Raw genomic sequence first — 11,687 nt, 5'->3', positions numbered from 1 at the left:
CGATGGCGAATTATAGCACCAACGAGTTCAAGGGCGGCCTAAAAATTATGATGGACGGCGAACCTTGCAGTATCTTAGAAAATGAAATGGTAAAACCGGGTAAAGGCCAAGCGTTTAACCGTGTTCGTATCCGTAAGCTTATCTCTGGCAAGGTACTTGAAAAAACCTTTAAATCGGGTGAATCGGTTGAAGGTGCTGATGTAATGGATACCGATTTAGCGTACCTATATACAGACGGTGAATTTTGGCATTTCATGAACAATGAAACATTTGAACAAATCGCTGCTGACGAAAAAGCACTGGGCGATGCTGGCAAATGGTTAGTTGAAAACGATGTATGTACTATTACATTATGGAACGGCAGCCCAATTGCTGTAACTCCACCAAACTTTGTTGAGCTTGAGATCACTGAAACTGATCCGGGCCTTAAAGGTGATACAGCGGGCACGGGTGGTAAACCAGCAACGCTTAGCACAGGTGCTGTAGTACGTGTTCCATTATTCGTTCAAATTGGCGAAGTAATTAAAGTAGACACTCGTAATGGTGAATACGTGAGCCGTGTTAAGTAAGCAGCAACGCGTCTTATTAATTAAATCCCGGCTTAAGCTGGGATTTTTTTTGGAGAAAATATGTCAGCAGATCTTTGGAAGCCGAGTGCCAGCATAGAAATACTTAAGCAACGCGCAGCAATTATGCGCAGCATTCGGGAATTCTTTTATGAGCGTAATGTAATGGAAGTCGAAACACCGAGTTTAAGTGCTGCCAGTGTAACCGATGTGCATTTAGCCAGCTTTAATACTACATTTGTGGGCCCAGGCCATGCTGGTGGGCTCCCCCTGTTTTTGCAAACATCTCCAGAGTTTGCGATGAAACGCTTGTTAGCGGCCGGCTCAGGCGCTATTTTTCAGCTTTGTAAGGCATTTCGAAATGAAGAAGCGGGCAGTCATCATAATCCTGAATTTACTATGCTTGAATGGTATCGGCCTGGGTTTGACGAATTTGCTTTAATGGACGAAATAGATGAGCTAATGCAGCTCATTCTTGAGGTTGCTCCTGCAGAGCGCGTTACCTACCAAAAGGCATTTGAACGCGCGTTAGGGGTCGATCCATTAACTGTATCTATCACGCAGTTACAACAACTCGCATGCGAACATGGCTTTGCTGATATTGCTAAAAACGAGACTCATAAAGATACCTTGCTGCAATTATTATTTTGTATGAAAGTAGAGCCAACAATAGGACAAGATAAGCCATGTTTTGTGTATCACTTTCCGGCATCACAAGCGGCACTGGCACAAATTTGTGAACACGATGAGCGAGTAGCAGGGCGTTTTGAGTTGTATTATAAAAATATGGAACTGGCTAACGGCTTTAATGAGCTCACTAATGCTAAAGAACAAGCAAAAAGGTTTAACGAAGATAACGCCTATCGTGCTGCTAACGGCTTAAAGCAAGTTCCTGTGGATACGCGTTTAATTGCGGCATTGGAACATGGTTTACCGCAATGTGCGGGGGTTGCATTGGGGATTGATAGGCTCGTCATGCTAGCAACCAATAGACAAAAAATAAAAGAAGTGATTGCGTTTGATGTGGTAAGAGCTTAAATAATGGCTACGAGCTACGAGCTACGAGCTACGAGCTACGAGCTACGAGCTACGAGCTACGAGGTATGTACTGTTAAATTTAAAATCATTAGCAGCTAAGCTTTTAGCGGTAAGCTATCAGATAAAAAAACACCGCGTTTGCACTAAACGCGGTGTTTTTTATCTCTAACTGACAACTGGTTCGCTGTATTACAGATTAAGCGTAAACGTAACACCGGCCACACGTGGCTCACCTAGTTGAATGTAAGTTTGACTTGTATAACCATCTAACGGGTTGTTACCAAATTCAAAACCGCGAGTTGGAACGGTTTCATCAAACACATTACGTGCCCATGCACGAACAGCCCAGTTTTCTGCTTCGTAACCAAGGCTCGCATTTACTAAGTTTGTATTTGGAGCTTGTGCATTATGGCTGTCTGAGAAGTAATAATCGTCTTTGCCTTCAACGCCTAACATTGCATATAGCTCATCAGTAACATTGTAGCGTGCACTAAATGCGTATTGATATTTAGGCGCTTGTGCTTGCTCGCGGCCATCTTGGTTTAAGCCCGATTTAGTGACAAAGTCGTTTATTTTCGTATCTAAATAGCCAGCACTACCGCTAATGAGTAAATTATCAGTAAGTAAGTAGCTGCCTTCAATTTCAAGACCGTAGTTGCTGCCAGAGCTGGCATTGGCGACATAACCGGTAAATTGTTGATCTGATACTTGCCACGACTTTAATTGAATATTATCGCGGTGCATATAAAACGCCGCTAAGCGCAGGGTAAACTTGTCATCTAGCGATGAACCTTTAACGCCAAACTCACCACTCCACAAGTACTCTGGATCAAAGCTGGTATGCTGTTTGAAAAAATCAGCATCTAAGCTTAAACCTTCATCTTTTGCTTTTGCTAGCGCTTCTGAATTAATACCACCAGCTTTGTAACCGCGGGTGATACTGGTGTAAATCATGGTACGGTCAATAACTTGGTATTCAAGTGCAATTTTACCACCGAGCATAATATCGTCAGTTTCTTCAATAAAACCGTTACTATCGGTGTAATCTCCTTGATATTGCTCAACTCGTAAACCAGTAATAAGCGTAGTTTTTGGGCCAATTGCTGTGGCTAATTGGCCATAAGCTGCAATGTTATTAGTTTCATAGGTTGAAGCAAACGGGTTGGCTAACCACGTATATTGACGCTCTAAATCCACATCACGGTTTTGATAGTAAATACCCGCAACCCAGTTACCTGCTTTACCAGTAAATTGCAGATCGAGCGCTTGATCATCACGATCGCGGCTATAAATATCTGTTGAACTATAACCATCAGGATGTAAACCAGCGGCACATAATTGCGGCTTATTAGTATCGTTACACACCCAGTCTTCATCAAAACTATAAAAAAGTTCTGTATCAATGGCTGAAAGGTTTAAGCTGACATCAAAGGCATCAAAACCAGTGTAAGTATTATTCAGGCCAATAGCATAACTTTGTTGATTATCTTCGCCTGGTTGATCAGCAAGGCTGTTGCGAGAATTATCAAGGGTAAATGCATCGTAGCCATTATTAATATCAATATAATGCAGGTTAAGTTCTGAATTTAAATGAGCTGTGAGTTGGCTGTTTAATTTAAAGCGTGCAACTTGCTCATCTTGATCTTGAGTGGGTTTATCTAAATAAAGGTTGTCTACGTAGCCGTCAGACTTTCTGCGAAAGTAGCTAACGCGGGCACTGGTGTCATCTGTTAAACCGGTACTAGCAGCAAGGCCTGCTTCGTGGCTGTTATAAGTGCCAGCGCCTAAATGTAACTTTAAGCTAGGATCGCTGGTTGCATTAGCTGATTGCATTTGGATCATGCCCGCCATGCCATCTGCACCAAAACGTGTACCTTGAGGACCGCGATAAATTTCTACTTGGTCAATATCAAACAATAATGAACTACCACCTAAGCCTGAATAATTAATACCGTCAATTACTAAGCCCACAGATGGATTTATCGGGTCAACAAACTGCGAGCGTAAACCGACACCGCGAATTTGAATATAACGACCGCGAGACGCACCAGCAGCAAAGTTTACATTGGCTGCACTGGCTAACATTTCGTCTAAATATGTTGCACCACGTTGATTCATTTCATTTTCAGAAAATAAGCTGGCACTGGCGCTTAATGTTTGAATGCTTTCTTGCTGAAAGTCACCGGTAACAATGATTTTCTCTAGTTCGGTGTCATCTGCGTTAGCATAGATAGGTGCTGCGAGCAGGGGTAATAACGTGGCTGTAATTAAAGACAAACGTAAGTTCATTAGGTTACTTAACTCCATTTTAGGGACTTGTATGGTAGCAATTATTTCAACACTTGTGCTATAAACGCGGCAATTATACGTTAAATAATTGGGATTACTAATATGACCTTTAAAGTAGACTTTAAGGTACGCGACTACGAATGTGACTTACAAGGTATTGTGAATAACAGTGTTTATTTTAATTATCTTGAGCACGCTCGCCACGAATTTTTATACGCACACGGCGTTGACTTTTCACAACTTGCGAAAGATAAAATTAACTTAGTGGTGATACGCAGTGAAATGGATTACAAACTTTCCCTACTACCAGGGGATGAGTTTTATGTGGCGGTAGAGCCTGTGCGTATTAGCCGTCTTAAGTTTGCATTTAAACAAACGGTAGTGCGCAAACAAGATGAAAAAGTGATGCTCAATGCCTTAGTTATTGGTACATCGGTTAATGAGAAAGGTCGTCCATTTTTACCACCACAGATAGATAACTTATTCCAAGCCGTTGCATAGCGCTAAATAGCGTAACTTTTAAACAAAAATTTACATTTAAAATATGCATTTTTAACGGATAAACCTGACAAATATTGATACTATTACATTAATTAGACAATAAGTTAGTAGTAACATGAAATTAGCAGCAATACCGATGCTCGTAATCGGTTTATGTGTTGGTTGCGCATCAACAGGGACAGTTACCACTGAGCAGCTAAAATATACACAATGGCAATTATCAAAGGTTGATGATTTGGCTATTCCCGCGTCCTTTAAAGCATCAATGAGTTTTATAGAAGCGCTACAAATAAACGGCTTTGCCGGATGTAATAAGTTTTTTGGTGAAGGCTCACTTGAAGACAGTAGCCTGAGCGTAAGCAAATTAGGTATGACACGTAAATCATGTGGCCCTGAACTGGATGAGTTTGAACAACAGTTTTTACAAGCTCTACAGCAAGGTGCAGTGCTTAACATGCAAGACCAAACATTGGTAATGCAAGCTGAACAAAAATTTGTGTTTATCCCAAAATAATTTTTGAGTTTTGAAAAACAGCCCCTTGCAGGGAATTTTCAACTGGCGTACACTCGTCGAAGATTTGATCAAAACATTATCAAATCAACGAACAATTCAAATACTTGTCGGAGTGCCTAAGTTTTATTTAGGCTGAGATCGCGAAAGCGGGATCCGTGAACCTGATCAGGTTAATACCTGCGTAGGGAACAAGCTGCCTAACTAGGACGCTTGTGCGTCTTTTTTTATGCGCACAAAAAAGCAAGATCCGTCTTAGGCCGCAAAGTCGCATAAAGCTACTTTACGATCTTTCTCTATTCCTCAGCGGAATATCTGACAAGACAACCCTTTAGCAATGAGGTAAGTCATGTCAAATACAATAAATAAAGCCACCCGTCGCGAAACTCGTGCGGCCGCATCAGATTATATTTATAACCTTACAGGGCAACCATTCCCAAGTTCTCATAAAGTGTATGTTGAAGGCACGCAAGAAAATGTACGTGTGGGTATGCGTGAAATCACATTGAGCGATACTTTTATTGGTGGTGATGAACAAAACCCAGTGTATGAGTCAAATGCACCACTGCGTGTTTACGATACATCAGGCCCGTATACCGATCCTGAATTTAAATTGGATGTGCGCAAGGGACTTAATAAATACCGTGAACAATGGATTGAGAGCCGTAATGATACCGAAGTACTCGAGTCGGTAACCTCACAGTTTGCACAGCAGCGTATGGCTGATGATGGGCTAGATCATATTCGCTTTGAACACCTTCTAAAAATACGCCGTGCAAAAGCAGGTAAAAATGTCACCCAAATGCATTATGCTCGCCAAGGAATAGTCACCCCAGAAATGGAATATGTAGCGATACGTGAAAACATGGGGCGCGCGCAAATACGTGAAGAGTTATTAGCTGCGCAGCATAAAGGGGAGTCGTTTGGCGCGAGTATCCCTGAGTTTATTACTCCTGAATTTGTGCGTGATGAAATTGCTCGCGGACGCGCTATTTTACCTAACAATATTAATCACCCAGAAAGCGAGCCTATGATTGTTGGTCGTAACTTTTTAGTTAAAGTTAACGCCAATATTGGTAATTCATCAGTGGGTTCATCTATCGAAGAAGAAGTTGAAAAAATGGTGTGGTCAACCCGCTGGGGTGCCGACACCGTAATGGATTTATCAACAGGGCGTTACATTCACGAAACCCGTGAATGGCTGGTGCGTAATTCGCCAGTACCTATCGGTACTGTTCCAATTTACCAAGCACTTGAAAAAGTCAATGGTGTAGCAGAAGACCTAACCTGGGAAATATTTCGCGATACTCTGATTGAACAAGCAGAACAAGGCGTTGATTACTTTACCATTCATGCTGGTGTGCTATTGCGTTATGTGCCAATGACAGCAAAACGCGTAACCGGTATTGTGTCACGTGGTGGCTCAATTATGGCTAAATGGTGTTTAGCGCACCACAAAGAAAACTTCTTATACACTCACTTTGAAGATATTTGTGAAATTTTAAAACAATACGATGTGTGTTTTTCACTAGGGGACGGTTTACGTCCGGGTTCTATTGCCGATGCGAACGATGAAGCGCAATTTAGTGAGCTGCGTACCTTAGGGGAACTGACTAAAATAGCTTGGATGCATGATGTACAAGTGTTCATAGAAGGCCCTGGACATGTGCCTATGCATATGATCAAAGCCAATATGGATGAGCAACTTAAACATTGCGATGAAGCGCCATTTTATACCTTAGGCCCACTGACCACAGATATTGCTCCAGGGTATGATCATATAACCTCGGGTATTGGTGCAGCGCAGATTGCTTGGTATGGCTGTGCTATGTTGTGTTACGTAACACCTAAAGAGCATTTAGGTTTGCCAAATAAAGAAGACGTTAAAGAAGGCCTTATTACCTACAAAATTGCCGCTCATGCCGCCGATTTAGCGAAAGGTCACCCAGGTGCACAAGAGCGAGATAACGCGCTATCAAAAGCGCGCTTTGAATTTAGATGGCATGACCAGTTTAATATTGGTTTAGACCCTGTTCGCGCCCGTGAATACCATGATGAAACACTGCCGCAAGAATCAGGCAAAGTTGCGCATTTTTGTTCTATGTGTGGCCCTAAATTTTGTTCCATGAAAATAACCCAAGAAGTACGCGACTACGCCAAAGATCTAGAAGCGCGCGGTATTGATCCTAATAACGTGGGTGATGCCATTGAAATCAAAATGGTTGATGTAGAGGCCGAGATGAAAGCCAAATCTGAAGAGTTTAAGCAAACAGGCTCAGAGATTTACCATAAAGCAATATAAAATAGGTTGCGGGTTGTGAGCATCGAGTAGCGAAATGTTTATCTTAGCACCTTGTTGCTCGAAGCCAGAGACCCGCAGCTCGCAGCTAAATGTAGGAGTGTTTATGTTTTATAACATTGCTGTGGTGGGCTTTGGTTTAGCAGGGCGGTTGGCCGCGCTTGAGTTAAGTAATCAACATCGTGTTACCGTATTTGAAGCCGATGATGAACATACTCAGAACAGTGCCGGTAAAGTGGCAGCAGCGATGCTAGCCCCCCTAGCTGAGTCTGTTATGTGCGAACGTGAATTGGCTTTAATGGGAGTGGATTCTATTACTCGATGGCCTGCTATTTTAGAACAACTAAATAGCGAGGTATTTTTTCAACAGCAAGGTACCCTAGTGGTTGCTCATCCGCAGGATAAAGGCGACTTACAAAGCTTTGCACAGCGAATCAAGCCGTTACTAAATTTTAGTGCTCAAGCAATTAATGCACAGCAAATTGAGCAACTAGAACCTGAACTGGCTGGTCGATTTAGCCAAGGCCTATTTTTGCCCGGTGAAGCGCAGATAGATAACCAAGCCTTTTACAAAGCCAGTTTTAGGTTGCTAAATAAGCGCAAAGTAAAGTTTGTATTTAATCAGCGCGCCAGCATCTTTGATAACAAAGTGAATAATCGAGAGTTTGATTACATTATTGATTGTCGAGGGCTTGGAGCCAAACAAGATCAGCCCCTTCGAGGCGTGCGCGGGGAAGTGGCAAGACTCTATGCACCCGAGGTTAATTTATCTCGGCCAGTGAGGTTAATGCATCCGCGTTATCCTATTTATATAGCACCTAAGCCGAACCATGAATATGTGATTGGTGCCACCGAAATTGAGTCTCAAGATAACGGGGCGGCAACGGTGCGTTCAACGTTGGAGTTACTTTCAGCCGCTTATACAGTGCACAGCGGTTTTGCCGAGGCTCGACTGTTAAATATTCAAACCGGGCTTCGCCCTGCGTTTAGCGATAACTGCCCACAAGTTACACAACTGGGGCAGGTAATTAGTATTAATGGATTATACCGCCATGGCTACATGCTCGCGCCGAGTTTAGTTGCTGATGCTGTTGCCAGAATAGAGTGAGGAATGATGGATATAATAATTAATGGTAAAGCGCTCACCCTAACAAGTAGCGAACTAAAACAGTGTTTAATTGAGTATGGTGCTAAAGCACCGTTTGCAGTAGCCATTAATGGCCAGTTTGTACCTCAAGAGCAACATGCTAACTACACACTTAATGATGGTGATTGCATTGATGTGTTATCTCCGATTCAAGGAGGGTAACCATTATGTTACCTCCCGATAATATCACTATTTATGGCGAGCAATTTTCAAGTAGATTACTGATTGGCTCTGCGCTTTACCCATCTCCCGCGACGATGACTAAAGCAATTAATGCTTCAGGAGCGGATATTGTTACTGTGTCTTTACGTCGCCAGCAAAGCGCAGCTGCAGGAGATGATTTTTGGCAACTTATAAAGAATACAGGGCTCAAAGTTTTACCTAACACAGCAGGATGCCACAGTGTTAAAGAGGCCATTAATTTAGCTAAAATGTGTCGAGAAGTATTTGCTACCGATTGGATAAAGCTGGAATTAATTGGCGATGACTATAACTTACAGCCAGATCCTTTTGCTCTGCTTGAAGCCACTGAGATTTTAATTAAAGATGGGTTTAAAGTACTGCCTTACTGCACCGATGACTTAGTGCTTTGCCAACGTTTAGATGAATTAGGCTGCGAGGTGCTAATGCCATGGGGCGCGCCAATTGGTACCGGTAAGGGATTATTAAATAGTTATAACTTAAAGGCGATACGGGAGCGTTTACCTAACAGCACATTAATTGTTGATGCTGGGTTAGGTTTACCATCGCATGCCTGCCAAGCCTTAGAATTAGGGTATGATGCGGTATTATTAAATTCAGCCATAGCGGGTGCGGGTTGCCCTATTACCATGGGACGTGCATTTAAAGCAGCGGTTGAAGCAGGGCGCTTTGCTTATAACGCCAAAGCAATGCCAGAAAAAGACGTTGCGGCCCCATCAACCCCCACAATGGGTATGCCATTTTGGCATCAAACGTAAAAAATTAGGAAGTAGGTCATTATGAACAATGTAGTATGGACGATTGCGGGCTCAGACTCCGGCGGTGGCGCAGGTATTCAAGCTGATATTAAAGCAATGCAAAGCTTTGGTGTGCACGGTTGTACTGCGATTACCGCACTAACAGCACAAAACAGTTTAGGTGTTGAGGCGATTAATGCCGTCTCTACTGATGTGATTGAGTCGCAGTTATTGGCACTCGAAAAAGACATGAAAGCCAAAGTAATTAAAATTGGTATGTTAGCTAACGTGCAGCAAATTCAATTGATCAGTGAGCATATTAGCCATTACAAAGCGAAGTGGCCAACCCCGCCGGTGATTGTGTACGATCCTGTGGCTATTGCCTCAAGCGGTGATTTACTAACAGAAGAAGACACTGTAAGCGCGATTAAAGAATGCCTATTACCGCTGGTGGATGTAATTACCCCTAATACCCATGAAACACAGTTATTAACAGGTGTGTATTTAATTGGCCCCGCAGCAATTAAAGAAGCAGCAAGCAAACTAATGGCATGGGGTGCCAAAGCGGTGGTTATAAAAGGTGGGCATTGGGATTACCCAAGTGGTTACTGTATTGATTACTGCTCACAAGGTAATGAAGAGTACTGGTTGGGTAATGAAAAAATTCAGGTTCCGCACAATCATGGCACTGGCTGTAGTATGGCGTCTGTTATTGCTGCATGCCTTGCAAAGGACTATCCGTTAAAAGATGCGTTTATTTTAGCTAAAGCCTATATAAACCAAGGTTTAAAGCAATCAGTTCGCTATGGCGAGGGGATAGGGCCGGTTGCACAAACGTCGTTTCCGACTGACCTAGCGCATTACCCTCAAGTGATTGAAGCGGGTAGTTGGTTGGGTGATGAGCTAGATTTTGATGTACCGCTTGATTTTAATATGGCAGCTGACTTTGCTGCGTGTGAAAGCAAAGCGCTTGGCGCTTATGCGGTAGTCGATAGTGTAGAGTGGTTAGAAAAATGCTTACAAAATGGTATTAAAACAGCGCAGTTAAGAGTTAAAAATAAAAGCGAAGATGAGCTGGAACAATTAGTCGCAAGCGCGGTCGCTTTGGGTCAGCAATACAGTGCGCATGTGTTTATTAACGATTACTGGCAGCTGGCAATTAAACATGGCGCCTATGGTGTGCATTTAGGACAAGAAGACATAGAGAACGCCAATTTAGCAGCTATAAAAGAAGCAGGCCTGCGACTTGGGCTTTCTACCCATGGCTTTTATGAAATGCTTCGGGCGCACAATTACCGCCCAAGTTACATGGCCTTTGGCGCGATTTACCCTACCACCACCAAAGACATGACAGGCCAAATTCAAGGGCTTGAAAAGCTAACTCGGTTTGCGCCACTAATGCAAAGCTATCCTACAGTGGCTATTGGCGGAATTGATTTAGACAGGGCGCAAGAGGTTGCTAAAACGGGCGTGGGCAGTGTGGCCGTGGTACGTGCTATTACCGAGGCTGATGATTATGTAGAGGCAATCAATACCTTAAAATCGGTGATAAATGAGAATGCCTGCTAACATGCAAGCGCAGCAACTGAGCGACAAAGAAACTCTGCGCTATAGCCGTCACTTATTATTAAAAGAAGTGGGGCTTGAAGGGCAGTTAACACTTAAAGAGGCAACCGTTGCTGTGGTAGGTGCAGGCGGGCTAGGAAGTCCTGCGCTACTTTATTTAGCAGCGGCTGGCATTGGCACACTAATATTAATTGATGACGATGCCGTTGAACTATCTAATTTACAGCGGCAAATACTGTATAAAGTGAATCACTTAGGGCAGCAAAAAGTAAATGCAGCAGGAAAGGTGCTTGCGAGCCTTAATAATCAAATAAACATAGTGACTCACTCGCAAAAGTTGAGCGCTGCTAACAGTGATGCACTATTAAATAACGCCGATATTGTACTTGATTGCTCTGATAACTTTGCGACTCGTTACACCGTCAATCGTTTTTGCGTAAACAACAAAACACCACTAATTTCTGCAGCAGCGCTAGCAAAGCAAGGGCAATTAATGGGCTTTGACTTTAGGCAAACAGATAGCCCTTGTTATGGCTGCGTATTTCCAAAAAATGATGCTAACCCTGTTGTTAATTGCGACAATGCGGGCGTTATTAGTCCCTTACTTGGTGTAATTGGATCTATGCAGGCACAGCTAACTCTTAATATGTTGTTAGGTCATTGTGGTGGGAGTGTGTTTATAACCTTTGACGCATTAAGCTTAAAGCAACAGCATTTTAAGATGGCTAAAAATTTAGCGTGTAGAGAGTGTGGCAAGTATGAGTAATGAACAGCTTTGTTTTTAACGTCGCAAGCTCTACGTCTACAAAAACACCGTGATTATAGAAAATAA

Annotated in this window: 11 protein-coding genes and 1 riboswitch; of the genes, 10 read left to right on the top strand and 1 reads right to left on the bottom strand. The window is 42.8% G+C overall.

All coding sequences use genetic code 11. The features are described 5' to 3' along the window. The first annotated feature begins 2 nt into the window (after positions 1 to 2). Positions 3 to 569 carry an elongation factor P gene (efp, locus tag MTF66_RS15735; RefSeq protein WP_010390517.1) on the top strand — a complete coding sequence of 189 codons (567 nt, stop codon included), beginning with the start codon at positions 3 to 5 and terminating at the stop codon, positions 567 to 569. 60 nt (positions 570 to 629) lie between these two features. Beyond that, entirely contained in the window at positions 630 to 1,604 is a 975-nt protein-coding gene (epmA, locus tag MTF66_RS15730; protein ID WP_138621310.1) for an elongation factor P--(R)-beta-lysine ligase, read from the top strand. A gap of 189 nt (positions 1,605 to 1,793) precedes the next feature. Here the strand turns inward: epmA and MTF66_RS15725 are convergent, their stop codons facing one another. Beyond that, complete coding sequence (locus MTF66_RS15725; RefSeq protein ID WP_138621308.1) at positions 1,794 to 3,893, bottom strand: TonB-dependent receptor; 2,100 nt, start codon at positions 3,891 to 3,893, stop codon at positions 1,794 to 1,796. Positions 3,894 to 3,995: 102 nt separating this feature from the next. Here MTF66_RS15725 and MTF66_RS15720 point away from each other — a divergent pair, with 102 nt between their 5' ends. From MTF66_RS15720 to MTF66_RS15685, 8 genes are all read left to right on the top strand, one after another. Beyond that, positions 3,996 to 4,394, top strand: a complete 399-nt coding sequence (locus MTF66_RS15720; RefSeq protein WP_248527633.1) for a thioesterase family protein — start codon at positions 3,996 to 3,998, stop codon at positions 4,392 to 4,394. Between the two features lie 115 nt (positions 4,395 to 4,509). Further along, positions 4,510 to 4,908 (top strand): META domain-containing protein, encoded by a 399-nt coding sequence (locus MTF66_RS15715; RefSeq protein WP_010390523.1) that lies wholly within the window; start codon positions 4,510 to 4,512, stop codon positions 4,906 to 4,908. Positions 4,909 to 5,006: 98 nt separating this feature from the next. Further along, positions 5,007 to 5,113: riboswitch (TPP riboswitch) on the top strand. Between the two features lie 141 nt (positions 5,114 to 5,254). Next, positions 5,255 to 7,207, top strand: a complete 1,953-nt coding sequence (thiC, locus tag MTF66_RS15710) for a phosphomethylpyrimidine synthase ThiC (protein ID WP_248527632.1) — start codon at positions 5,255 to 5,257, stop codon at positions 7,205 to 7,207. A 103-nt stretch (positions 7,208 to 7,310) separates the two neighbouring features. Beyond that, positions 7,311 to 8,312: an FAD-dependent oxidoreductase gene (locus tag MTF66_RS15705; RefSeq protein WP_248527631.1), complete on the top strand. Its 1,002-nt coding sequence runs from the start codon at positions 7,311 to 7,313 to the stop codon at positions 8,310 to 8,312. Positions 8,313 to 8,318: 6 nt separating this feature from the next. Continuing rightward, complete coding sequence (thiS, locus tag MTF66_RS15700) at positions 8,319 to 8,513, top strand: sulfur carrier protein ThiS (RefSeq protein WP_036932961.1); 195 nt, start codon at positions 8,319 to 8,321, stop codon at positions 8,511 to 8,513. Between the two features lie 5 nt (positions 8,514 to 8,518). After that, complete coding sequence (locus MTF66_RS15695; protein WP_008115481.1) at positions 8,519 to 9,310, top strand: thiazole synthase; 792 nt, start codon at positions 8,519 to 8,521, stop codon at positions 9,308 to 9,310. A gap of 21 nt (positions 9,311 to 9,331) precedes the next feature. Next, on the top strand, positions 9,332 to 10,858 hold the full coding sequence (gene thiE, locus MTF66_RS15690; RefSeq protein ID WP_138621300.1) for a thiamine phosphate synthase: 1,527 nt from the start codon (positions 9,332 to 9,334) through the stop codon (positions 10,856 to 10,858). Further along, positions 10,842 to 11,621, top strand: a complete 780-nt coding sequence (locus tag MTF66_RS15685; RefSeq protein WP_138621298.1) for a HesA/MoeB/ThiF family protein — start codon at positions 10,842 to 10,844, stop codon at positions 11,619 to 11,621. Before thiE ends, MTF66_RS15685 begins: the two co-directional genes overlap by 17 nt. The last annotated feature ends 66 nt before the right edge of the window (positions 11,622 to 11,687 follow it).

It is taken from the genome of Pseudoalteromonas sp. 2CM39R (assembly GCF_023161845.1).
This window is presented reverse-complemented; position numbering and strand designations above follow the sequence as displayed.